21 protein-coding genes are annotated in these 22,625 nt (G+C 56.8%); 13 read left to right on the top strand and 8 right to left on the bottom strand.

Annotation, left to right across the window (positions count from 1 at the left end):
- Positions 1-7: 7 nt before the first annotated feature.
- The 3 genes from GOX75_RS18220 to GOX75_RS18210 are packed head-to-tail and all read left to right on the top strand — an operon-like array spanning position 8 to position 3,293.
- The gene (locus GOX75_RS18220) at positions 8-1,012 is read left to right on the top strand and encodes an ABC transporter ATP-binding protein (protein WP_171125477.1); all 1,005 of its coding nucleotides are present in this window, start codon (positions 8-10) and stop codon (positions 1,010-1,012) included.
- Positions 1,009-1,782, top strand: coding sequence for an L-iditol 2-dehydrogenase (locus GOX75_RS18215; protein ID WP_171125475.1), 774 nt, complete (start codon positions 1,009-1,011; stop codon positions 1,780-1,782). The genes GOX75_RS18220 and GOX75_RS18215 overlap by 4 nt, the downstream gene beginning before the upstream one ends.
- Complete coding sequence (locus tag GOX75_RS18210) at positions 1,782-3,293, top strand: mannitol dehydrogenase family protein (RefSeq protein WP_171125472.1); 1,512 nt, start codon at positions 1,782-1,784, stop codon at positions 3,291-3,293. Before GOX75_RS18215 ends, GOX75_RS18210 begins: the two co-directional genes overlap by 1 nt.
- 158 nt (positions 3,294-3,451) lie before the next feature.
- On the opposite strand, the gene GOX75_RS18205 is transcribed toward GOX75_RS18210, so the two are convergent.
- From GOX75_RS18205 to GOX75_RS18190, 4 genes are all read right to left on the bottom strand, one after another.
- Positions 3,452-4,081, bottom strand: coding sequence for a DUF3299 domain-containing protein (locus tag GOX75_RS18205; RefSeq protein ID WP_217354449.1), 630 nt, complete (start codon positions 4,079-4,081; stop codon positions 3,452-3,454).
- Between the two features lie 28 nt (positions 4,082-4,109).
- Positions 4,110-5,456, bottom strand: coding sequence for a guanitoxin biosynthesis MBL fold metallo-hydrolase GntH (gene gntH, locus GOX75_RS18200; protein ID WP_171125467.1), 1,347 nt, complete (start codon positions 5,454-5,456; stop codon positions 4,110-4,112).
- A 194-nt stretch (positions 5,457-5,650) separates the two neighbouring features.
- The gene (locus GOX75_RS18195; RefSeq protein ID WP_171125461.1) at positions 5,651-5,917 is read right to left on the bottom strand and encodes a hypothetical protein; all 267 of its coding nucleotides are present in this window, start codon (positions 5,915-5,917) and stop codon (positions 5,651-5,653) included.
- 178 nt (positions 5,918-6,095) lie between these two features.
- Complete coding sequence (locus tag GOX75_RS18190; protein ID WP_217354448.1) at positions 6,096-6,686, bottom strand: hypothetical protein; 591 nt, start codon at positions 6,684-6,686, stop codon at positions 6,096-6,098.
- A gap of 379 nt (positions 6,687-7,065) precedes the next feature.
- On the opposite strand from GOX75_RS18190, the gene iolG reads away from it, so the two are divergent.
- The 8 genes from iolG (at position 7,066) to iolB (ending at position 16,070) form a co-directional block, all read left to right on the top strand.
- Positions 7,066-8,079 carry an inositol 2-dehydrogenase gene (gene iolG, locus GOX75_RS18185; protein WP_171125457.1) on the top strand — a complete coding sequence of 338 codons (1,014 nt, stop codon included), beginning with the start codon at positions 7,066-7,068 and terminating at the stop codon, positions 8,077-8,079.
- A 124-nt stretch (positions 8,080-8,203) separates the two neighbouring features.
- Positions 8,204-9,145, top strand: coding sequence for a sugar ABC transporter substrate-binding protein (locus GOX75_RS18180; protein ID WP_170427125.1), 942 nt, complete (start codon positions 8,204-8,206; stop codon positions 9,143-9,145).
- Between the two features lie 81 nt (positions 9,146-9,226).
- The gene (locus GOX75_RS18175) at positions 9,227-10,351 is read left to right on the top strand and encodes an ABC transporter permease (protein WP_171125455.1); all 1,125 of its coding nucleotides are present in this window, start codon (positions 9,227-9,229) and stop codon (positions 10,349-10,351) included.
- 1 nt (position 10,352) lies between these two features.
- Positions 10,353-11,171, top strand: a complete 819-nt coding sequence (locus GOX75_RS18170) for an ATP-binding cassette domain-containing protein (protein ID WP_171125453.1) — start codon at positions 10,353-10,355, stop codon at positions 11,169-11,171.
- An 84-nt stretch (positions 11,172-11,255) separates the two neighbouring features.
- A complete protein-coding gene (gene iolD / locus GOX75_RS18165) occupies positions 11,256-13,088 on the top strand; it encodes a 3D-(3,5/4)-trihydroxycyclohexane-1,2-dione acylhydrolase (decyclizing) (protein ID WP_171125451.1) in 1,833 nt (610 codons plus the stop codon).
- Entirely contained in the window at positions 13,085-13,984 is a 900-nt protein-coding gene (iolE, locus tag GOX75_RS18160) for a myo-inosose-2 dehydratase (RefSeq protein ID WP_171125449.1), read from the top strand. Before iolD ends, iolE begins: the two co-directional genes overlap by 4 nt.
- A gap of 50 nt (positions 13,985-14,034) precedes the next feature.
- A complete protein-coding gene (locus GOX75_RS18155) occupies positions 14,035-15,216 on the top strand; it encodes a phytanoyl-CoA dioxygenase family protein (RefSeq protein WP_171125448.1) in 1,182 nt (393 codons plus the stop codon).
- Between the two features lie 47 nt (positions 15,217-15,263).
- Positions 15,264-16,070 carry a 5-deoxy-glucuronate isomerase gene (gene iolB / locus GOX75_RS18150; protein WP_171125446.1) on the top strand — a complete coding sequence of 269 codons (807 nt, stop codon included), beginning with the start codon at positions 15,264-15,266 and terminating at the stop codon, positions 16,068-16,070.
- A 24-nt stretch (positions 16,071-16,094) separates the two neighbouring features.
- Here iolB and GOX75_RS18145 read toward each other — a convergent pair whose 3' ends face one another.
- The 3 genes from GOX75_RS18145 to iolC are packed head-to-tail and all read right to left on the bottom strand — an operon-like array spanning position 16,095 to position 18,757.
- Positions 16,095-16,934, bottom strand: a complete 840-nt coding sequence (locus tag GOX75_RS18145; protein WP_171125444.1) for a class II fructose-bisphosphate aldolase — start codon at positions 16,932-16,934, stop codon at positions 16,095-16,097.
- Positions 16,931-17,767: a 5-deoxy-glucuronate isomerase gene (locus GOX75_RS18140; protein WP_171125442.1), complete on the bottom strand. Its 837-nt coding sequence runs from the start codon at positions 17,765-17,767 to the stop codon at positions 16,931-16,933. Before GOX75_RS18140 ends, GOX75_RS18145 begins: the two co-directional genes overlap by 4 nt.
- Positions 17,768-17,776: 9 nt before the next feature.
- The gene (gene iolC, locus GOX75_RS18135) at positions 17,777-18,757 is read right to left on the bottom strand and encodes a 5-dehydro-2-deoxygluconokinase (protein WP_171125440.1); all 981 of its coding nucleotides are present in this window, start codon (positions 18,755-18,757) and stop codon (positions 17,777-17,779) included.
- 115 nt (positions 18,758-18,872) lie between these two features.
- On the opposite strand from iolC, the gene GOX75_RS18130 reads away from it, so the two are divergent.
- Together GOX75_RS18130 and GOX75_RS18125 are read left to right on the top strand one after the other, a co-directional pair.
- The gene (locus GOX75_RS18130) at positions 18,873-19,976 is read left to right on the top strand and encodes a Gfo/Idh/MocA family protein (protein ID WP_171125438.1); all 1,104 of its coding nucleotides are present in this window, start codon (positions 18,873-18,875) and stop codon (positions 19,974-19,976) included.
- 40 nt (positions 19,977-20,016) lie between these two features.
- Complete coding sequence (locus tag GOX75_RS18125; RefSeq protein WP_171125436.1) at positions 20,017-21,150, top strand: Gfo/Idh/MocA family protein; 1,134 nt, start codon at positions 20,017-20,019, stop codon at positions 21,148-21,150.
- On the opposite strand, the gene GOX75_RS18120 is transcribed toward GOX75_RS18125, so the two are convergent.
- Positions 21,151-22,149 (bottom strand): LacI family DNA-binding transcriptional regulator, encoded by a 999-nt coding sequence (locus GOX75_RS18120; RefSeq protein ID WP_171125435.1) that lies wholly within the window; start codon positions 22,147-22,149, stop codon positions 21,151-21,153.
- Between the last annotated feature and the right edge of the window lie 476 nt (positions 22,150-22,625).

Genomic DNA, 22,625 nt, shown 5'->3' with positions numbered 1-22,625 from the left:
ACGACACATGGGACGCATCCAACTCAAGTCCGTGACCAAAAGCTTCGGCGATGTGCAGGTCATTCCGCCACTGGACCTGACCATTGAAGATGGCGAGTTCACAGTCTTCGTCGGCCCCTCGGGTTGCGGCAAATCAACCCTGCTGCGTCTGATCGCGGGGCTGGAGGACATTACCTCGGGCTCCATCGACATCGACGGTTCTGATGCCACCGATGTCCCGCCGGCGAAACGAGGGCTGGCGATGGTGTTCCAATCCTATGCTTTGTATCCGCATATGACGGTGCGTAAGAACATCGCTTTTCCCCTTCGGATGGCAAAACTGGATCAGGCCGAGATCGACAAACGCGTCGAAGGTGCCGCCAGCGTCCTGAACCTGACCGACTATCTGGACCGCCGCCCAGGACAGCTATCGGGCGGCCAACGCCAGCGGGTTGCCATCGGGCGCGCGATTGTGCGCGAACCGGCGGCATTTCTGTTCGACGAACCTCTGTCCAACCTCGACGCGGCGCTGCGGGTCGGAATGCGGCTAGAGATCAGCGAATTGCACGAACGCCTGGCGACCACGATGATCTACGTAACACACGATCAGGTCGAAGCCATGACTATGGCCGACAAGATTGTCGTCCTTCAGGCTGGCGTTATCGAACAGGTCGGGAGCCCGCTAGACCTGTACCGGACACCGCGCAACCTGTTTGTTGCGGGCTTCATCGGCTCCCCCAAAATGAACTTCATTGAGGGCGAAGTGGCCGCGAAACACGGCGCTCAGACCATCGGAATACGGCCTGAGCATATCACAGTTTCAGAAGCCGAAGGGGACTGGTCCGGGGTGGTGAGCGTTTCGGAACATCTGGGCTCGGATACATTTTTCCATGTCCACGAAACCGGGCTGGCCGATACGATCACTGTCCGCGCAGATGGCGAGGTCGGTTTCCGACATGGCGACCGCATTCACCTGACACCACGCGCCGATGTGATCCACCGGTTCGATGCGAAAGGCTTGCGGATCGAATGACACGTCTGGCTGGTAAAACCGCCCTGATAACAGGGGCTGCGCGCGGCATAGGGCTGGCCTTTGCCAAAGCCTATGTTGCTGAAGGCGCCCGTGTCGCGATCACCGATATCGACATCCAGCGCGCGCAGCAGGCCGCGACCGAGATCGGCGTGACGGCTTTAGCAATCGAGATGGACGTGACAAACCAGCAAAGTATCGACGACGCCATCACCCGCACGGCATCCCATTTCGGCCCGATCGACATATTGATCAACAACGCGGCGATCTTCACTGCCGCTCCGATTGTTGAGATTGAGCGCGCCGACTACCAGCGTGTCTTCGACATCAACGTCGCCGGTGCCTTGTTCACCATGCAGGCCGTCGCGCGCCACATGATTGCGCATGGCACCAAAGGCAGGATCATCAACATGGCGTCGCAAGCCGGGCGGCGCGGTGAGCCTCTGGTCGCCGTTTATTGCGCCAGCAAGGCTGCGATCATTTCCCTGACTCAATCTGCGGGCCTGAACCTGATCTCAAACGGGATAAATGTGAACGCGATAGCTCCGGGTGTGGTGGATGGCGAACACTGGGACGGTGTCGATGCGTTCTTTGCCAAACACGAAGACAAACCTTCGGGGCAGAAGAAACGCGAAGTGGCGGCGGCCGTTCCCTATGGCCGCATGGGCCGGGCTGAAGACCTAACCGGGATGGCAGTGTTTCTAGCCTCGGACGAGGCCAAGTACATCGTCGCCCAGACCTACAATGTTGATGGCGGAAATTGGATGAGCTGATGACCTCTGTGGCAGATTCAACCCCTCCCATCCAGCTAAGGCGCGACAGGCTTGCAGACCTGCCAGCGACTGTCAGAACCCCTGCTTATCAACGTTCGGACCTGACGCCGGGCATCGTCCATATCGGGCTTGGCAATTTCCACCGCGCCCATCAGGCTTGGTACATTCATCAGCTTTTGCAGCAGGGCCAGGCCCGCGATTGGGCCATCATTGGAGCAGGCGTACGCAGTTATGATGCCAAGATGCGCGAGAAGTTGCAGGCGCAAGATTGTCTGACCACCCTGATTGAGCTGGATCCCAAAGGAGTATCTGCAGAGGTCATAGGCCCGTTGATTGATTACCTGCCGATCGAAGAAGACAACGCCGCGCTTATCCGGGCGATGGCTGATCCGTCTATCCGGATTGTGTCCCTGACTGTGACCGAGGGCGGTTATTTCCTTAGTGCAAGCACCGGCGGTTTGGACACGGATCACGATGATATCCGCTATGATGCCGCAAACCCAAACCATCCGCGAACGGTTTTTGGTGCAATGGTCGCAGCGCTCGGGATACGCCGCACGAACGGCTTGTCCCCCTTCACCGCGCTGAGTTGTGATAATCTCAAGGGTAATGGCACTATCCTTCGAAATTGTATTGTAGGACTGGCTCGCCTCTCGGACCCTGATCTAGCCGATTGGATCGACCGGAACGGTGCTTTTCCCAATTCGATGGTGGACTGCATCGTGCCGGCAACGACTGATCAGGTGATTGCGCAATGCCAAGCGATTGGTGTTGATGATCACGCTCCGGTTTCACACGAGAACTTTCGTCAATGGGTCATCGAGGATGACTTCTGTGCCGGACGACCGTCGCTTGAACATGTAGGTGTCACACTGACCCAGGATGTTCACGCGTATGAGGCATTGAAGCTTCGCATATTGAACGGGGGCCACCAACTGCTCGCGAATGTCGGGGAGATACTGACTGTCCCCACGATTTCGGCCTGTATGCAAGACCCCGACATAGCGGCGTTTTTCAGAAAAGTTCAAATCGAAGAAATTCTACCTCAGGTCGACGCTGTTCCTGGAACGACCCCGCAAGAGTACCTTGGGCTGGTTGAACGTCGGTTTGAAAACACTGCAATTCACGACACAACGCGCCGAGTCGCGTTCGACGGATCGGCGCGACACCCTGGGTTTGTTCTGCCCTCGGTGCGTGATGCAATTGCTTCAGGCTCTTCTATAAACGGACTCGCTCTAGCAGAAGCTTTTTGGTGCAGGATGTGCGCAGGGATTCGCGAAGACGGCTCAGAGATCGCCCCCAATGATCCCGTTTGGGAGGATCTGAGAAAAACGGCGCTGGCGGCCAAAGCTGATCCAGGTCTTTGGCTTGAGCAGGACCTGTATTGTGGCGAATTTGGCCATGGTGCACAGTTTATTGCAGCCTTTTCCGGGTGGTTAAGCGAGATTTGGAAAAGTGGGAGCAGAGCAGTTCTTGCCCAATATGTCTCCCATAACTCTTTTTCGTACTAGCTTCCTGGAACTTCTAACATGCAACCGCGGAATACATTGATTTTCGCACCTTTCAGCGGTTGTGGTATGGAGCGGCATTGGTCACCAAGGGCTCGCTGCGAACGTTAGCGGAATTTTGCGAATGATCGCCCAACAGGACACAGCAGCCTTGCTGGTTCTCACAATGGATCAACAAAAACCGCCTCCATCTGATACCCGATATCAAGTGATGAAATACCATCGGAAAATCCAATCGAGCGTACCGTATCACCCCTAACCAATTGCCCAGAAATAGCCACCGCCTGGAATAAGCCGTTTACCAAAAAACCTTCCGGATAATTGACCACTATCATTTGATTTCGCGACGGAGGGGGTGTGTGAACACATGCTCCTGCAAAAGGAACCAAAACAAACTCAGTTATCTTTGTGTCGGTGAAGTTCAGAGGTAAAACGAAGCCGGAAATTTCAATAGATTGACCCAGAAGACGATTATTCAGGTCATTGCGACTGGAGTCCATCATTTTGCCGAACGCTGCTACATCAGTAACTTTGGCAGCGCCGTCGATGCCAACACTGTTTAGCGCCGACAGTGCTATTTTTTCGCCCTGTAGCACATGCGGGGAAAGAGCTTTACCGGCTTCCCGCATCTCTGCTGTATGCACAAGAACTCCCACCAGTCTGGCTTCGTCTGCGGTTAGGCCGTAATACGGGTTCTTCTGCGAAGATAAGTTGTTACCTAAATCACTCCAATCGACCGGTCGAGCAGGCCCGGCGAAACTTGCTGAACCTAGCAACGTGAGGATCAGCATTATTGACGGAATTCGCATTGGCTCCGCTTTAATTGGCAAACGGGTTTGGTATTGTGATGTCTTCGGTTAAAGGCCACTCGCGTACAAGCTCTGGCTTCTTCTCAGGTGGATACCAGAGTTCTGGGTCTATCTCGTTGGCCTCAATCGTTTCGTTAATCACATCGTAAACTTGATGTTTTGGAGCGGGGAACGTGATCTCATCATCTGTATACACTGGTCGTGGCACCTGATTGGATTCACCTGTGACCCCCTCGCGCCACCATACTTTTCCGTCACCGTGCAAGTTGAAAACGACGAGGTCAGGCGCACCGAACGCAAACGCTCCTTTATAATGGTAGCGCACCTCGGCAACCGTTTCGTTGTTGAAAACATCGTCATAGCTGTAGTGCGAGGCGACACAGACTTTAGGCTGAGTCTGCTCACAGATATAACCTAGGCCATAGGCTGGCGTGTGCGATGTGTCGATTGTGTACGCCGCCATTGCAGCCGGCATTCCCAGTGCACGAGAGGTAACAGAGACAGTGGCGGTTTGAACTTCGCTGATCAGCATGTCCACGCCTCCACAATACTTTATCGTCAAGCTGTTCGGACGGTTGTCACCTGTGTAGCAAAGGCTTTTACCATTCCAATCCAATCTGTAGCTCGTCGCGCCATCTTTGGTGTGCGATGTTGGCCAATGGGTGACTTTGACCCCGTTGGCTTCGTACACCGTCCCACCCTCATCCATGTAGTCGAATTCCACTACATTAGGGTTATAGCCTTCGCCGACGGGCCAGGCATTAAAGCTATCTTGGTGCCACGATGTCATGGCCATCATGCTGTCGACGAAATGCTGCGTTCCATACTGAGGTTCGGACCCGCTCGGGCCGTAAATATTCAATGGTGTGTAACCACCTTGAATGGGACGGAACATCGTGAAGTAGGGCAGGTCGCTCACGTGATCCATATGAAGGTGGGAAATGAAGACGTGATTGATTGTATTGAAGGGAACGGAGAAGCTGTTGTAGTTCCGCAGTGAACCAATCCCCATGTCAAAAACGAAACGATCACCATTTCCGAGCTCGACATAAATGCTCATCCCGGATTGATCCTGTGATGGGTAGTATGTCGAACCCATGAAGCTCACGCGGATCTCATTGTCCTGCAATTCTTCAGTTCCGGGATAGTAAAGCATGGCTGCATTAAAGTGGGATGCAGCCTCGACGTAAGGAACCATCGTCTCGCCTTCAATCCATCGTCCTTCAGGATTTCCCGCTTGGTTGAAGAACTCGATTGCTTTCTGCATCTCTGGGGTTGGCTGCTCCTGAGCAAGCGCTTCGATTGACTGGGAAAAAGTCAGAAAACCCGCGGCGCAGACTGCCTTCAATCCGTTCATGATAAGTGCCCCTCTTGTCCCGTGCAGATTGCTTTGGGAGGTTAACCGAGGATAACGGATTTTCAAAACGTGCTTCCGTTGCGGCTGCTGAAAGTAGGGCTTCCCGAGGCATAGCTCAAAGCAGTCGGTGAAGCGTCATGGACAAGATGCCATATGCGAACGACTGGCTAGAGATCAAAATAACTAGTCAGGTCTTAATAGGACAGCGCGAAAGGTGGACTGGACTTACAGCCCGACCAATCGCAGTCCTTTCCGGTTTCCTGCTTCAAATCTATGCACGCTTCATCGACTTCTTCTTCTAGATATGCGCGATCGTCGTCGGCCTCGTCGCGAACTTCTTCAGCTTCGCCCTCCAATTCCTCTCGAACTTCACCGCCCACTTTCTCGTCTGTGTCCTTCACAGCGTCGCGCGCATCGCCGTGAATCCGATCCCCATCAACCCGATCCCCCCCATCGTCCACGCGGTCATGCGCTCTATCGCTAACATCATGTGCTTCGGCGGAAAAGCACAGCCAATGGATGTTAGCGACTGGGAATTTCGCTCAAACGGGAGGACGGCAGTTCGGCTACTCGGCGAATGCGCGACACAGGCTTTGTTTTGTCCGGTTCATTCGGCGGCGTTCCCGCCATCATCGTCACTTAGAATTTTGCGCGAACCTCGGCTGCGATGCAGCTTGATACGGTCGGGGTATCAGAGACACTATCAGAACCAGTGGTCGTCGCACCTGAACCGACAAACCCAGCGGATGGTCCCGGATCGACATCGTCGCTAGAGACCGTGTTCTTTGACGACTCAGAAACGGTCAGCGTGACCCCGTAAGAGTTGGATCGGGATGTCGTCACAGGGTTTGAGGCTGGCAAATCGCTTGTCATCGAAGGGGTCGAGGTCAGCCGCTCGAACATTCGGTTCAACCGCAACTCGGACTTGGAAATTAACGCAGATGGCGATGGCGGTACGGATTTGACAATCCTGCCGGGCCTTGCGCCCGGATTCCGTATTGCGGATAGTGCGGTCAACAGGATCGTCTTGGGTTTTTCGTTGTTCAAGACGAGGCCGCGCGGGCGGCAGATCTGCTTGATGCCGATGATTTTGGTTTCATCGCCAGCAACGGCGGCTTGGCCGATGTGGATGATGAGTTCGACTTTGTATTGACGGTGAACGGGGATTCGGCGGGCGTTACCACTTTCCACTCGGAAAAGGCGACATTGAACGCCGATGATTAGCAACACGCGGTGCCCAGAACCGCCAGGGGCGGTGAGGCAATGATCATCGGATTCGAAGATCTGACCGTTGCCGGGGGCTTTGATTTCGAAGATGTTGTCTTCTTCGTTACCCGTGTTGAGGCGGACGCCGTTTAATCTTGCGTATGGCGGGCGCAAGTAAATCAACGACAGGATGATAAAGCCGAAGGAGATTTCGGCTTCGTTCCGCGTTCAAATTCCCCAAGACACAACAAAATCAAGCGCGGGCTGCGTGCCTGCCCAACTGTTGAAGGCCGCTGAGGACAAGGCGATCCCTCGCAACTTTCCCAAGTTGATGAAAAAACATCTTGCAACCGGTTGCAAAGAGAAACATGCTGCGCGCGAAGACTGGATTCGGAGAAGCTGCATGCTCAAGATCGGATTGTTAGGGGCCGGACGGATTGGTCGTGTACATGCGCAAGCCATCAGTGAGCATCCTAAAAGCGTATTGGCTGCGGTGTCAGATGCCGTTCCCAAAGCGGCAGAAAGTCTGGCGGGAGAATATCAGGCCGAAACACGCAGTTCGGAAGACATCATCGCGGATGCGTCCATTGATGCGGTTCTGATTGCCACGCCCACCGACACGCATTCCGACCTCATCGAGGCGGCGACTCGAACGGGAAAAGCCGTACTTTGCGAGAAACCTGTCGATCTGGACCTGAATCGGGCTATTGCGTGCCAGACAAACGCATCGGAAACCGGTCAGCCGGTTATGGTCGGGTTCAACCGCCGGTTTGATCCCAATTTCTCGGCACTAAAAGCCTCGTTCGAGGCAGGAGAGATTGGCAAGGCGGAACTGCTGTCGATCACGTCCTTTGACCCGGCCCCGCCACCTGTCAGCTACGTCAAAGTCTCGGGCGGTTTGTTCCGGGATATGATGATCCACGATTTCGACATGGCAAACTATTTGATGGGGCAGTTGCCCACAGTGATTTCAGCTGTCGGAACATCAGTTGTCGACCCTGAGATTGGTCTGGCGGGGGACTATGATACCGCTGTTGTTACAATGACTTACGCAGATGGTCGGGTCGCTGCAATCAAGAATTCTAGACGCGCCGTGTATGGTTATGACCAGCGGGTTGAGCTGTTGGGGTCGAAGGGGCTGCTTCAGGCGCACAACATCCTGGAAAACTCGGTGGTGAAGTCGACGGCGGATGGTGTTGTCGGTGCCAAGCCGACCTACTTTTTCCTGGAACGTTACATGACTGCTTACCGGACAGAATGGGGCGCATTTGTTGACGCCGTACAAGCCGGGTCGGATATGCCGGTTACTCTGGAAGACGGCGTCGCAGCACTGGCGATGGCCGAAGCTGCGACCCGTTCGGCGCGTTCCGGAATGCCGGTCATGCTGAGTGATGTTTTGAAACCGGTTGCAAAATGATTGGATTTCCTGAAACTGGACACAGCCCCGGTTCACTTGGGGGCGGAGGAGATTCGGCCAATGCCGAATGACTGGGGCTGAAGCCCAGACAATACGATTGACAGTTCTATTGGGAGGAATGGAAATGAAAACGTTCGTAAAAGGGGTTCTGATGGCCAGCGCCGTCGCATTCGCCGGTGCCACAGGCGCGGCAGCGGAGGGCGAGAAGTACATTCTGATCAGCCACGCCCCGGACAGTGACAGCTGGTGGAACACCATCAAAAACGGCATCGCCTTGGCGGGCGAGCAAATGGGCGTTGAGGTTGAATACCGCAACCCGCCGACCGGTGACCTTGCAGACATGGCGCGGATCATTGATCAGGCCGCAGCATCGGGACCAAACGGCATCATCACTACCCTGGCTGACCCGGACATTCTGGAAGGCCCGATCAAGGCGGCCGTGGATTCTGGTATCGACGTCATCATCATGAACACCGGGACACCGGAAAAGGCGCGTGAAGTTGGCGCGCTGATGTATGTGGGTCAGCCGGAATATGACGCCGGTTTCGCTGCAGGCCAACGGGCCAAAGACGATGGCATCGGATCCTTCCTGTGTGTGAACCATTACATCGTGCAGCCGTCCAGCCAGGAACGTTGCCAGGGCTTTGCCGACGGTCTGGGTATCGAGTTGGGCGAGCAGATGATCGACGCGGGTCAGGACCCGGCCGAGATTAAGAATCGTGTTCTGGCGTATCTGTCGGCCAACCCTGAAACAGAAGCAGTTCTGACGCTTGGCCCGACCTCGGCGGACCCGACCATTCTGGCGCTGGAAGAAAACGGCATGGCCGGCGACATCTACTTTGGCACCTTTGACTTGGGTGGCGAGATCGTCAAAGGCATCAAAAGCGGCGTGATCCAGTGGGGCATCGACCAGCAGCCCTTCCTGCAGGCTTACCTGCCGGTTGTCGTGATGGCCAACTACCACCGTTACGGCGTTTTGCCGGGCAACAACATCAACTCGGGTCCCGGTTTCGTGACCGCAGACGGGTTGGAAAAGATCGAAGAATTCGCGGGCGAATACCGCTGATTTTTGAAACGGTGCGGACGCCAGATGTGTGTCCGCACCCCATTATAAAAGCATTCAGAACGAAGCGCGAAGGAGGCAACAATGGCTGAGTCAGCGCAAACCGTAAGCGGCGGCGACGAGCGGATCAAAGAGATCTCACCCCTGCGCCGAGCCCTGATCCGCCCGGAATTGGGTGGCATGGTCGGCACGGTGGCAGTGTTCACGTTTTTCCTGCTGTTCGCCTTTGATAGCGGCATGTTCACCGCTCAGGGCGTGATGAACTGGTCCGTGGTCTCTGCTCAGTTCATGATCATTGCCGTAGGTGCGTGTTTGTTGATGATCGCGGGCGAATTTGATTTGTCCGTTGGTTCGATGATCGGCTTTGCAGGCATGATGATCGCGATCTTTTCCGTCACGCTCAGCTGGCCGGTCTGGATGGCCATTATTGTAACCTTCGCGCTTTGCGTATCGATCGGGGCGGTCAACGGGTACATTGTCGTGCGTACCGGCCTGCCCAGTTTTATCGTGACGTTGGCATTCCTGTTCATTCTGCGCGGCTTCACCATCTACCTGCCTCAGACCATCGAGCGGAAAACCATCATCGGCGGTATCCGCGACGTGGCCGAGGGCGACTGGCTGGCGTCGGTGTTCGGCGGCAAAGTTGGGCAGGGCTTTTTCGTCTGGCTCGGTGACAACGGCCTGATCGAAACCTTTGAACGCGGCACGCGTCAAGGTCAGCCTGTGGTCGACGGTGTTCCGATGCTGCTGATTTGGGCACTGGTGATCATCATCTTTGGCCATGTGCTGCTGACCAAAACCAAATTCGGAAACTGGATCTTTGCCTCGGGCGGAGACGCCGAGGCCGCAAGGAACTCGGGTGTTCCTGTGAACCGGGTCAAAGTTCTGATGTTCATGTTTACCGCCTTCTGTGCGACCGTCTTTGCGACCTGTCAGGTGATGGAGTTCGGCTCGGCCGGTGCGGACCGGGGCCTGCTCAAAGAGTTCGAGGCCATTATCGCGGTGGTGATCGGTGGCGCGTTGCTGACCGGCGGCTATGGCTCGGTTCTGGGTGCGGCTCTCGGGGCGCTGATCTTTGGTGTGGTTCAGCAGGGGTTGTTCTTTGCAGGGGTCGAAAGCTCGCTGTTCCGGGTGTTCCTTGGCGTGATCCTGCTGGGCGCCGTAATCCTGAACACCTACATCCGTCGCATCATCACGGGAGAACGCTGAGATGACCGAAGATACCAAATTCCATCACGGCGACGCCCAGGACCAGAAACCAATCATTCGGATGGTAGACATTCAGAAACACTTTGGCTCTGTGATCGCCCTTGCCGGTGTCAGCTTTGATCTGAAACCTGGGGAGTGTCACTGTCTGCTGGGCGACAATGGTGCGGGCAAATCGACCTTCATCAAGACCATGTCCGGAGTCCACAAACCAACAGCGGGTGAGATCTTCTTCGAAGATAAGCCCATGCATTTCGAAGACCCGCGTGACGCCATTGCAGCCGGGATCGCGACGGTACACCAGCACCTGGCGATGATCCCGCTGATGAGTGTCAGTCGGAATTTCTTCATGGGCAACGAACCCACGCGCAAAGTCGCCGGGATCAACTTCTTCGACAAGAAGCTGGCCGATGAAATCACCATGGAAGAGATGCGCAAGATGGGCATCAACCTGCGTGGGCCGGACCAGGCCGTAGGTACTTTGTCCGGTGGTGAGCGTCAGACAGTTGCAATTGCTCGTGCGGTGCATTTCGGCGCAAAGATCCTGATCCTGGACGAACCAACTTCGGCGTTGGGCGTGCGCCAGACGTCCAATGTTCTGGCGACCATCGACAAGGTGCGCAGTCAGGGTGTGGGTGTGGTTTTCATCAGCCACAACGTGCGTCACGCTCTGGCCGTCGGCGATCGCTTTACCGTGTTGAACAGGGGCCAGACGCTGGGCACCGCGAAACGGGGCGATATTTCACCCGAGGAACTGCAGGACCTGATGGCAGGTGGTCAGGAGCTGGCCGAGCTGGAAGGGTCTTTGGGCGGCACGGTCTGACGCGTTCCCGCTTGGACTGTACATATTTGAGAAACTGGAATTCAACCGACTGGCCGGGGTGGCCTTAAGTTGAAAGGGATCACAATGGGCAAGACAATCAGACTGACCGCAGCGCAAGCTTTGGTCCGCTATCTGGGCGCGCAGATGAATGAGGCCGGAGAGCCATTCATAGCAGGTGTCTGGGCTATTTTTGGTCACGGCAATGTGGCCGGGCTGGGTGAGGCGTTGCATGCCGTAAAGGACAGCCTGCCGACCTATCGCGGCCACAATGAACAAACCATGGCGCATTGTGCCATCGCCTATGCCAAGCAAATGCGACGTACGAGGGCCATGGCTGTAACCTCGTCCATCGGGCCGGGTGCAACCAATATGGTGACGGCGGCCGCGCTGGCCCATGTGAACCGGTTGCCGGTTCTGATCATTCCCGGCGATGTCTTCGCGACACGAGGTCCCGATCCTGTGCTGCAACAAATCGAGAGTTTTGGCGACGGTACGGTCAGCGCCAATGATTGCTTCAAACCAGTCAGCCGGTACTTTGATCGCATCTCACGGCCGGAACACTTGCTGACCGCGTTGCCGCGCGCGTTCCGCACGATGACGGACCCAGCTGAATGTGGGCCGGCGACTTTGGCTTTCTGTCAGGACGTTCAGGCCGAGGCGTACGATTATCCGGAAAGCTTCTTTGAACCGCGTGTCTGGTATCAGCGCCGCATCCGTCCGGATGAAGGCGAACTGGCCCGCGCTGTCGCGGCCATCAAGGTGGCCAAACGTCCGGTCATCGTCGCAGGGGGTGGGGTGCACTATTCGGGCGCGACGGATGCGCTGCAGAGTTTCGTGGAAACGCACAACATCCCGATTACGGAAACGCAGGCTGGTAAGTCCGCCTTGGCATGGGATCACCCGTTGAACCTTGGACCCGTAGGCGTGACCGGTGGCGAACCGGCTAACTCGGTCTGCGCCGAGGCGGATCTTGTGCTGGCCGTTGGCTCTCGCCTGCAAGACTTCACCACCGGGTCTTGGGGCCTGTTTTCCAACCCGGAACGCGAGATGATCTGCCTGAATACGGCTGCCTATGACGCGGAAAAACACGGCGCTATGCCGTTGCAATCGGACGCGCGTGTTGGGCTGGAGGAATTGGGCGCAGCATTGCAGGGATACCGCGCCGATCCTGTGACGGCCTCGCTGAAGGCCGAATGGTACGGCAAGGTCGACAAGCTGACTGACGCGCCGGGCGACGGAAACGCGCTTCCAACAGATATGCAGGTTGTTGGCGCGGTTCAGCGGGCGTCACATGACGATACAGTTGTCATGTGCGCGGCGGGAACCATGCCGGGAGAACTCCACAAACTCTGGAAAGCGCCGCGCCCTGGTGCCTATCACATGGAGTACGGCTTTAGCTGCATGGGCTATGAGATTGCCGGCGCAATGGGAATTAAAATGGCTCAACCGGATCGCGATGTGATCTGCTTTACCGGCGACGGCACCTACATGATGGCGAATTCGGAAATGGCGACGGCGGCGATGATGGGTGTCTCGTTCACCGTAGTCATTACCGACAACCGTGGCTTTGGCTGCATCAACCGTCTTCAGATGGGCACTGGCGGAGCCGAGTTTAACAACCTTCTGGACCATGCAGCGCATGAGAACCCCTCGGCCATTGATTTCGCGGCCCACGCGGCGGCGATGGGGGCGACATCCGTAAAGGTTAGCTCGGTTGCTGAACTGGAAGGCGCGCTTGCCAAACGGGGCGATGTCAAAGGGCCCTATGTGGTTGTCATCGACACTGATCCGTACCCCTCGACCGAATACGGCGGTACGTGGTGGGAAGTGGCAGTTCCGGAAGTCAGCATCCGCCCCGAAGTGAACGAAAAACGCGCAGCCTATGAGCTGGCGATTAAGGAAAGAAACACGAAATGAGCGTGAAAATCGGGATTTCTCCGATCGCCTGGCAGAATGATGATTTGCCGGACCTGACGGCGGCTTACACGATGGAACAAGCACTGAAGGAAGCGCGTGAGATCGGTTATGTCGGTGTCGAACGCGGCCAGCGTATGCCCAGTGATACCGGAGGGTTACGCGCCTATCTCGAAGGCAATAACATCGCGCTGTGCGGCGGGTGGTGCTCGGGCGCGTCGCTGGTCAACGATTTCGCGACAGAGCGCGAAGCGGTGCGCGAACAGGTTGAGCAGTTTGTTGCCCTGAATAGCCCGTGCATCGTCTATGCCGAGTGTTCGAACACCGTTCAGGGGCAGGCTGAGATCCCGGTCAATAACCGACCCAAACTGTCCAAGGACGAGGTTCTGGTCTATGCCGACAAGATCACCGAACTGGCCAAATGGATGGGCGATCAGGGGATGCCGATGGCCTACCACCACCACATGGGCACGATCATCGAGACCGAGGATGACGTGAACTGGCTTATGGAAGGATCAGGACCTGAGGTAAAACTGTGCTTTGACACTGGCCACCTGCTGTTCGGCGGTGGCGATGTCATGGCGACCTTGAACCGTTGGGGGGACCGGGTCCATCATGTTCATTTTAAGGACATCCGTCCAACGGTTGTTCAGGATGTGCGTGAAAACGACCGCAGTTTTCTGGATGCCGTTGTTGCCGGTGCGTTCACTGTCCCGGGTGACGGGTGCATCGATTTTCAGGCGGTGGCGAACGCTTTGAAATCCATGGACTACGACGGCTGGATCGTGGTCGAGGCCGAGCAAGACCCGGCCAAGGCACCGCCCTACGAATACTCTAAGAAGGGCTACGAGCATATTCTCAAGGTCTGCGCGAAAGCAGGATTGGAGGTCCAAGCGTAACGATCGACCCCGCGGGGCGACACCGAAGCCATGAAAAAGGGAGATGTCTCATGGTAAATCAGGAACTGGGTTTTGTTGGTTACTTCGACCGTGAATCCTGTGATCTGGATGAATTCAAGTTGTTGACCTCGCAGAGTCTGGCAGCCGACGCGGTGCCCCATGCCGCCTCGATTAAAAAGAATGTTCCGATCTACGACATGCACGCATTGCGCCCGGTGCTGGAGAACGCAGGCAAGCGCAAAGCTCTGTTGGCCGAGTGGGGCTATGTTTTGGGTAAATCGGCCGGAGTGATCGCTCTGAAAGGAGCGTTCGCTGATACATCCGTCATCGACCGTGCCAGCGATGTTTTCCGCCAGATCATCGTAGAGGAACGTCAAAGCGGTGCTGGCGAAGGTGATCACTTCGCCGCCTCTGGCGCGAATGACCGGATCTGGAACGCTCTGCAAAAACAGTGCCTGCGCGACCCTGAAGGTTTTGCGCTCTATTTCAGGAATACGGCGATTGCGGCGGCGTGCGAGGCGTGGTTGGGACCAAATTTTCAGGTTACCGCTCAGATCAATCAGGTGCGTCCGGGCGGCAAGGCACAACAGGCGCATAGGGACTACCACCTGGGGTTTCAGAGCGCGGAAAGAGCAGCGAATTATCCCGCGCACGCTCATCTGGTCGCGGCATCGCTGACATTGCAGGGCGCGGTCGCCCATTGCGATATGCCGGTGGAAAGCGGACCAACCAAGCTGTTGCCCTTTTCCCAGTTGTATCCGCCGGGCTATCTTGCGTTCCACGACGAGAGCCACCGGACCCATTTCGAGGAAACCTGCATTCAGTTGCCGCTGGACAAGGGAGATGCCGTATTCTTCAACCCCGCGCTGTTTCACGCGGCGGGCGAAAACCGCAGTGCGGATATCGACCGGATGGCCAACCTGTTGCAAATCTCATCCGCTTTTGGACGCGCGATGGAGGCCATCGATCGGCGATCCATGTCCGAGGCGGTGTTCCCCTCGCTTGTCGCCTTGAAACAACGTGGTGAACTGAGTGGTCGCGCGCTGGACGCTACTATTGCAGCCACGGCAGAGGGCTATCCATTCCCGACCAATCTGGACACAGATCCACCAATCAATGGCAACGCTCCGGAAAGTCAGGCCGATATTCTACGTCGTGCGGTGGCAGAAGGATGGAGCGAAGGACAACTGGCCGAGGCGTTCTCGGCCCTACAAACAAGGCAAGCTGCCTGAGGAACTACAGGCGGGCCCGTCAAGCCCGCCTAATACGGAGAGAACACATGTCGGACCTGCTGAAAAAGCCCTTTGGGCGCAGAGGAAAAGTGCATGACATAACTCCGGCCAGTGCCGGGTGGCGCTATGTCGGGTTTGGTCTTTACCATCTGCGGGCAGGGGATAGGGTCAGCGAGGCAACCGGCGATCGTGAGGTCATTCTGGTCATGGTTGAGGGCAAGGCCAGCATTACTGGGGCAGGGCAGGATTGGGGTGTACTGGGCGATCGGATGAACGTGTTCGAGAAGACGCCGCCGCATTGCCTGTACCTTCCGAATGGTACTGATTGGGCGGCTGTGGCTGAAACCGATTGCGTAATCGCTGCGTGTTCCGCGCCAGGCAAAGGTGGTCACGAAGCGCGCCGGATCGGGCCGGACGGTATCACCCTGACGGAACGGGGAAAGGGCGTGAATACGCGCTATATCAACAACATCGCGATGGAGACCGAGGATTACGCCGACAGTCTGCTGGTGACCGAAGTTTTCACACCCAACGGCCACTGGTCGTCTTACCCCAGCCACCGCCATGACGAGGACGACTATCCACGTATCACCTATCTGGAAGAGACCTATTACCACCGACTGAATCCGGCCAACGGTTTTGGCATTCAGCGGGTCTATACCGATGACGGTCAGTTGGATGAAACCATGGCCGTTTCGGACGGGGATGTTGTGACCGTCCCGCGCGGCCATCATCCCTGCGGCGCGCCTTATGGGTTCGAGATGTACTATCTGAACGTCATGGCGGGACCGCTGCGGAAATGGCGGTTCGTCCCGGCCCCTGAGGTCGAATGGATCATGGAGCGGGACGGATAATCTGTACCAACCCCGCCCCGGGCTTTACCTTTGCGGCGGGGCTCCGAAGGCGCGGATCACCATTCTCGCTGCGGCCTCGACCGGGTCATGGGTTTCTTTCAGAATCGTCACGCGATCGAACCGTTCCGGGTCGCGATTAATCGCCTCGCGCAAGGCGTGGCCGAATGCCATACGCAGTTCTGTTCCGATGTTGAACTTGCAGATCGACGTTTCTCGCGCCAACCGGCTGCGCTGTTCGACCGGCACGCCTGAGCCGCCGTGAATGACCAAAGGTACCTCGGTCGCGGCGTCGATTTCCGCAATGCGCTCTTCGTCCAACCCGCCCTCTTTGTTTTGCTGCAGGTGGACGTTGCCGACCGAGATTGCCATCGCGTCCACACCACTTTCGCGGGCGAAATTTGCGGCCTCGGCCGGGTCTGTGCCGTTCGACCCTTCGCCACCGGAATAGCCCACGAACCCGATCTCGCCCTCACAAGATATACCGGCCGCATGCGCCATCTCGGCTATTGCGGTGGTTTCGTCGATATTCTGTTGCAGGGGCTTGCGCGAGCCGTCGAACATCAGCGACGTAAATCCGCTGTCCAACGCGATCTTGCACTCCTCGAACGTGTAACCATGATCCAGATGCGCTACGACCGGGACCGAAGCGTTCTCGGCCAGGTGGCGGAACATCTTACCCAGAATGGGCAGCGGAGAATGCTCGCGGCAGCTTGGGCCCGCCTGCAGGATCACCGGCGCGTTTTCGGCTTCAGCTGCGGCCACATAGGCGCGCATGTCTTCCCACCCAAGGGTGACAAGGCCACCCACAGCATAACCTTGTTCATACGCCGGGATCAGAACGTCTTTCAGGGTGGCCAGTGTCATTTGAACTTGGCAATCATGTCTTTGATGCCCGGGATCGTTTCGATCTGATAGGCATGGGTGGGTTGAAAAAACTGGACCAGAGAACGTTGTGTCAGACCGCCGAGAATGGTGAAATAATACATCTCGTACCCGGGTAGCACGCAGCAGGGGTGGTAGCCCTTGTCGATGCAGATCGTTGAGCCGTCGACGATGTGATAGGCGTCACCCGGCTCGTTGTCCTCGCGTTGCAACATTTGCAGGCCCGAGCCCCAGTTGGGTTTGAAGCGGAAGTTGTATGTCTCGTCGTGCCGGGTCTCGTCCGGCAGACGATTGGTGTCGTGCTTATGGCTGGGGAAGCCGGACCAGCCGCCTTGGCCAACGGTGAAGAGTTCACTGACCAGTAGACGGCCAACCTTGTCGTGCTGTTTCTGGCCGAGGATGTGCTTGATCTTTCGATGAGTTTTAGTGTCGTCGCTGCCGTATTGAACCAAGTCATGTTCGCGCACGTCGAAAGGGTCCAGCACCTTGTCGTATTTGGCTCCTGCAACGAACACTTCAGTCTCGTCCGACACGCAGACCAATTGGACCTTGGCACCGACAGGAACGTAAACGCCTTCCGGCTCACCGTCCCAAACGTCTTCGCCCCGGTTGCCCAGCTTGGCGAATTGTACGCCCTCAACGTCAACGTCGACACTGCCGGTGGCTGGAACGATGCAGGTCTCATAGCCCGGCACCTGATACTCGAACGCCTCGCCGTTTCTCAGTTTGACGATGTTAAAGTAATTCAGCGGTACAGTAGGGTCATCGGCGTCGACGATGGGTTTGTTCTGATTGTCATAGGGCGCGATATGCATGGAAGTCTCCTATGTCGTAGGGCCGGGGTGAGAGGCGAGAAACGCGTCCAGTTCCGGCGATGTTGGCATAGCCGGGGCACACCCGGGTTTTGATACGACGATTGATGCACAGGCCGAGCCGCGCATAACGGCTTCTTCCAGCTCGCTGCCCGCTGCAATTGAGGCCAACAAGCCAGCCATAAAGCTGTCACCTGCGCCATTGGGTTTCACGGCCGTAACCGGATAGATGCCGGTTTCGATTTCTTGCCCGTCAGCAAATGTGACTGCGCCTTTTTCGCCCATCTTGTAAATGACGATCCGGCCCGGTTTTGCGGCCAGTTCCTTTGCCTTGTCCAAGCCCTTGTCGATGCCTCCGGCCATGAACCCGAACTCTTCGTCATTACCGACGATCAGGTCGCTGGCTTCACCTGCGCGCGATAGAACCTCAGCGGCGACCTCCGGGGATGGCCAGCTATACGGGCGGTAGTCAATGTCGAAAATGACCGGCAAATCTGCCTTGCGAGCATTGTCGAACGCGCGAAACGTGGCGCTGCGCGACGGTTCCGAGGCGAACACCGTTCCGGCAGAGATCACCGCCGAGAACTTACCGTAGTCGACCTCATCCATATCATCTTCGGTCACCTGAAAGTCGACGGCACCGTTTCGGTAGATGACATTCTGGAAATTCTCGATCCGGCTTTCGTAGACGGCCAGCGACATGCGGTATTCGCCACCTACGACCCGGATGTAGGACGTATCGACGCCGTAATGCGCCAGCTTGTTCAAACAGAACCGGCCCACGGCATCATCTGAGACCGACGTGATCAGCGACGCCTGGCTGCCCAGTTTGACCAGCCCGGCGCAGATGTTCGCCGATGACCCGCCCAGATCCGCGTGAAACGTGTTCGCGTCTTCGCTTTTGACGCCAACAGGATCGGCATAAAGGTCCATGCCAGCACGGCCAAAGACCGCAAACCGGTTTCCTTTGATACCGTCTATCAAAGCGTTCACGTCGTTACCTCCGGCAAAAAGGGGCTGGCGAGGATCGTTGGTCCTTGCGTTGAATCGATTCACACGATACTGATTTTGCAACCGGTTGCAAATACATTGTTCGGAGCCGTGACGGATGCCTGAAATCGGAATTGGAATCGTTGGTGGCGGCTATATGGGCAAGGCTCATTCGGTCGCGATGTCTGCCGTCGGCGCAGTGTTCAACACTGCGCTTCGACCGCGCCTTGAGATGATTTGCGCGTCCAGCCCGGAAAGCGCCGAGCGGTATCGTACAGCCTATGGTTTCCGACGGTCGACCGAGGATTGGCGCACGCTGGTCAATGACCCGGCGGTCGAGGCCGTCGTGATTGCCTCGCCGCAAACGACGCATCGTCAGATTGCCGAGGCGGCGTTCGCATTGGGCAAGCCGGTTCTGTGTGAAAAACCACTTGGCTCGTCGCTGGAAGATGGTCAAGCCATGGTCGCAGCGGCCGAGGCAGCAGGTGTCACCAACATGGTCGGGTTCAACTATGTCCGGACCCCGGCAACTCAGTTCGCGCGCCAGCTGATTGCGCAGGGAGAGCTGGGGGACATCACCTGGTTCCGCGGCGAGCATACCGAGGATTTTTATGCCGATCCCGAGGCTCCGGCGACGTGGCGCACGACCGGAATGGCCAACGGAACAATCGGCGATTTGGCCCCTCACATGGTCAACGGCACCATGGCCCTGATCGGGCCGATTGTCGAGGTTATGGCCGAGGTCGAAACCGTTCACCACGAGCGTCCTGGCGGTCTTGTGACAAATGATGACCACGCTCAGATCATGTGCCGTTTCGCAAATGGCGCGATGGGGAATATTTACGTCAGTCGGATTTCAACGGGCCGCAAGATGGGCTATGCCTATGAAATATCAGGTACAAAAGGAGCTATCCGGTTCGATCAGGAGGATCAGAATGCCCTGTGGCTCTATCGTCGAGAAGGGCCTGAGGCGGAAAGAGGTTTTACCAAGATCCTGACAGGCCCCGCCCATCCGGACTATGAGCCGTTCTGTCAAGGACCTGGACATGGAACCGGGTATCAGGACCAGATCATCATCGAGGCCAAGGATTTCCTTGAGGCAATTCATACCGGAAAAGCTATTTGGCCAACGTTCCGCGACGGGCATGAGGTCAACCGCGTTCTGGCCGCGGCTTTGGCATCATCCGAGCAGCGGCAATGGAAACAAATCGGCGACTTCTGAGCGCTGAAAACTACAAAAACACCAAAGAGAGATGAGAACCATGGCAAAGCTGAAATGGGGAATGATTGGTGGTGGCGAAGGCAGCCAGATCGGACCTGCGCACCGTTTGGGCGCACTGGCCGATGGGATGTTCGAATTCGCTGCTGGCGCGCTGGATCATCGGCCCGATGTCGGTCGCGAATACGCCCAAAGGCTAGGCGTCGCTGCGGATCGTGCCTATGGCGACTGGCAAGAAATGCTGGTGGGTGAAAAGGACCGGGCGGACCGAATTGATCTGGTGACGATCGCCACGCCGAATTCGACCCATTTCGAAATCACAAAGGCGTTTCTTGAAGCCGGGTTCAACGTCCTGTGCGAAAAACCCATGACCATGACGGTAGAAGAGGGGGAAGAGATCGTGCGCGTGGCAGAAACCTCAGGCAAGATTTGCGCGGTGAACTACTGCTATTCCGCTTATCCGATGGTCCGACAGGCCCGAGCAATGGTGCGAGCAGGGGATATCGGTAAAGTCCGACTGGTCGTGACCAATTTCAGCCACGGCCATCACGGCGACGCCACCGATGCGGACAATCCTCGTGTCCGTTGGCGCTACGATCCCGCCATGGCGGGCGTGTCGGGACAGTTCGCCGATTGCGGTATTCACGCGCTGCACATGGCGAGCTTTATCAGTGATGACGAAGTCAAAAGCCTGTCCGCCGACATGGCATCGACAATCTCAAGCCGCGAACTGGAAGATGACGCGATGGTCAACTTCCGCACCGAAGGCGGCGCGGTGGGACGGTTGTGGACTTCGTCAGTGGCTATCGGCCGCCAGCACGGCTTTGACATTCAGGTGTTTGGTGAAATCGGCGGCCTTCGCTGGGCGTCCGAGCAGCCCAATCAGTTGATCTATACCCCGGTGGGTGGCCGAACGCAGATCATCGAAAAAGGCGAAGGCGGGTTGCATGACGAAGCGCAGCGCCTGTCCCGGGTCGCTATCGCGCATCCTGAAGGGTTCCCTCTGGCGGTTGCAAATATCTATTGCGATTTGGCCGACGCGATTGTGGGAAAGGTCCGGGACAGTCTGCCCACGCCGTCCGATGGGGTTCGTTCCATTGCGGCGGTCCATGCCGCGGTCGCCTCGTCCAAGGCAGACGGAGCCTGGACGGACGCCCGCCCGCCGATATTCCGTTGATCAGAGGCGGGGCCGCAGAGTGCCTCGCTCGATCAAACGACAGGGAAAAATCCGCGCCTCGGGATAGCGCTGTGGGTCTTTCAGCATCTCTTCGACCAGATCGACCGACGATGTGATGATTTGTTTGATCGGCTGGTGAATCGTCGTCAGGTTCACGCTTTCCCATCGGGACATCTCCATGTCGTTCAAGCCGATTATTCCGACGTCCTTGCCGGGCTTCAGGCCATGATCCGACAATGCGGACAAGGCGCCGATGGACAGAATGTCATCACCGCAGAAGTACCCTTCTGCCGGATCATCCTTCAACAGCTTCAGCATCTCCTCACGTCCGGCCTCAAATGAATATGCGCCTGCGAACGAGTGAGATACTTCCAGAACAGGGTGTCTCTCGACCTCTTCCATGAAGCCGCGAAATCGGTCCATCGCCGAGGTCGCATCTTTGGGTCCGCCCAGATATCCGATCCGCTTGTAGCCGCGCGCGCGCAGTTCGCGGGCAGCCATACGACCGCATTCGACGTTGTCGATCCCAACCACATGCACCTCGGGTGAGGTCGCCGAGCGCCCAAATGTGTGGACGACGGGAACTCCGGCGTCGTGAAAGGCCTTGGCAAAACTGGGAGGCAAAGTGGACGAAGCAACGATCGCGGCATCGACCGAATATTGCCGCAGCATCCGGACCGAATTGGCCGGTTCCGTTTCATCGGTCAAATTCACGATGAGGGGGCGCAGACCTCGTTCCTGCAAAGCACGCGTGAACTGGTCGAACACTTCAAGGAAGATCGGGTTGTGAAAGTTATTGGAAATCAAGCCGATCAGTTTAGTGCGCCCAGTCGTGAGCGAGGAGGCCAGCGCATTTGGGCTGTACCCCAGCTCATTCGCGGCCTTTTCAACCTTGCTGCGTGTCTTGGCGGAAACGGACGCACCTTCAGTGAATGTTCTGGAAACGGCGGACCGCGAAACACCGGCCAATGCGGCCACGTCCTTTAGGGTCACAGCCATGATTGGCACCCTCGGTTCAGGGTAAGGCTAACTCGTGAATTCATGGTGAAAGCACTATGCACTATTGCATCGGACTTGCAATCGGTTGCAATGCGTTGGCGCAATGACGCTGGGTACCGTTGTTCATTGGGAGACAGGTGGGTGATGAAAGACTCGAACTCCCGACATCTTAGTTGCAAACGATGCGATCTATTCCAACCCGCTCGTACATCAAGGTGTTGTATTCCACTGCCGCCGCCACCATCCTTTTGAAAGATGTCTTGCGTTGCCAGTAGCTTGACACTCACACAGTCGATAAGGTCCTGCAACGCTGCAAGTGTGTTTTGCCCCAAATTAAACCCTGTAATTCAGAAAATGCAGTAGCGTTTGCAGCGGAGGCGCAGCGGTCGCTACCCGCTGACGGGGGTATGGTGGCAACTGGTTACAAAGTGCGTTTAGATACCGTCCCAAAAAAATGTGCTGCAAATCTACGTTAG

This window comes from Ruegeria sp. HKCCD7251, assembly GCF_013031165.1.
In the GTDB taxonomy this organism is placed as follows: domain Bacteria; phylum Pseudomonadota; class Alphaproteobacteria; order Rhodobacterales; family Rhodobacteraceae; genus Ruegeria.
Note: the sequence above shows the minus strand (reverse complement) of the source record. Positions and strands in the feature narration are given on the sequence as shown.

Excerpts from the sequence above, each read along its gene's own strand:
- GOX75_RS18120 (WP_171125435.1), bottom strand. The coding sequence starts at position 22,149 with ATGGCTGTGACCCTAAAGGACGTGGCCGCATTGGCCGGTGTTTCGCGG.
- GOX75_RS18140 (WP_171125442.1), bottom strand. The coding sequence starts at position 17,767 with ATGCATATCGCGCCCTATGACAATCAGAACAAACCCATCGTCGACGCC.
- GOX75_RS18205 (WP_217354449.1), bottom strand. The coding sequence starts at position 4,081 with ATGCTGATCCTCACGTTGCTAGGTTCAGCAAGTTTCGCCGGGCCTGCT.
- GOX75_RS18145 (WP_171125444.1), bottom strand. The coding sequence starts at position 16,934 with ATGACACTGGCCACCCTGAAAGACGTTCTGATCCCGGCGTATGAACAA.
- GOX75_RS18130 (WP_171125438.1), top strand. The coding sequence starts at position 18,873 with ATGCCTGAAATCGGAATTGGAATCGTTGGTGGCGGCTATATGGGCAAG.
- GOX75_RS18175 (WP_171125455.1), top strand. The coding sequence starts at position 9,227 with ATGGCTGAGTCAGCGCAAACCGTAAGCGGCGGCGACGAGCGGATCAAA.
- iolE (WP_171125449.1), top strand. The coding sequence starts at position 13,085 with ATGAGCGTGAAAATCGGGATTTCTCCGATCGCCTGGCAGAATGATGAT.
- GOX75_RS18155 (WP_171125448.1), top strand. The coding sequence starts at position 14,035 with ATGGTAAATCAGGAACTGGGTTTTGTTGGTTACTTCGACCGTGAATCC.
- GOX75_RS18170 (WP_171125453.1), top strand. The coding sequence starts at position 10,353 with ATGACCGAAGATACCAAATTCCATCACGGCGACGCCCAGGACCAGAAA.
- GOX75_RS18220 (WP_171125477.1), top strand. The coding sequence starts at position 8 with ATGGGACGCATCCAACTCAAGTCCGTGACCAAAAGCTTCGGCGATGTG.
- GOX75_RS18215 (WP_171125475.1), top strand. The coding sequence starts at position 1,009 with ATGACACGTCTGGCTGGTAAAACCGCCCTGATAACAGGGGCTGCGCGC.
- iolB (WP_171125446.1), top strand. The coding sequence starts at position 15,264 with ATGTCGGACCTGCTGAAAAAGCCCTTTGGGCGCAGAGGAAAAGTGCAT.
- iolG (WP_171125457.1), top strand. The coding sequence starts at position 7,066 with ATGCTCAAGATCGGATTGTTAGGGGCCGGACGGATTGGTCGTGTACAT.
- GOX75_RS18210 (WP_171125472.1), top strand. The coding sequence starts at position 1,782 with ATGACCTCTGTGGCAGATTCAACCCCTCCCATCCAGCTAAGGCGCGAC.
- iolD (WP_171125451.1), top strand. The coding sequence starts at position 11,256 with ATGGGCAAGACAATCAGACTGACCGCAGCGCAAGCTTTGGTCCGCTAT.
- gntH (WP_171125467.1), bottom strand. The coding sequence starts at position 5,456 with ATGAACGGATTGAAGGCAGTCTGCGCCGCGGGTTTTCTGACTTTTTCC.
- GOX75_RS18180 (WP_170427125.1), top strand. The coding sequence starts at position 8,204 with ATGAAAACGTTCGTAAAAGGGGTTCTGATGGCCAGCGCCGTCGCATTC.
- GOX75_RS18125 (WP_171125436.1), top strand. The coding sequence starts at position 20,017 with ATGGCAAAGCTGAAATGGGGAATGATTGGTGGTGGCGAAGGCAGCCAG.